General features: G+C 74.2%; 1 protein-coding gene. It reads right to left on the reverse strand.

The genetic code is table 11. The annotated features are described in order from the left end of the window. On the reverse strand, nt 1-229 hold a 229-nt coding region (locus ACQG3P_RS25630; RefSeq protein ID WP_426806614.1), incomplete at both ends, for a hypothetical protein.

Raw genomic sequence — 229 nt, forward strand, 5'->3', positions numbered from 1 at the left:
CCCCCCGGCCACCCTGCCGCCCCCCAGCACGCTCACCCCCAGCGCCCCGCCCCACCCCCCCAGCCGCGCGGCGGCCACCCCCAGCATCGGGCGCAGCGAACGGAATGCAACCCACACCAGCAGCAGCACCGCCGCCAGCGAAACCCAGCCGATGGTGTTGATATCAAAGTAGTCCTGCACCGCGGCGGCCTCGCCGTCCACCGGCACGCCGGCGCGCAGTACTACCAGG

It is taken from the genome of Stenotrophomonas sp. SrG (assembly GCF_050031795.1).
In the GTDB taxonomy this organism is placed as follows: domain Bacteria; phylum Pseudomonadota; class Gammaproteobacteria; order Xanthomonadales; family Xanthomonadaceae; genus Stenotrophomonas; species Stenotrophomonas rhizophila_A.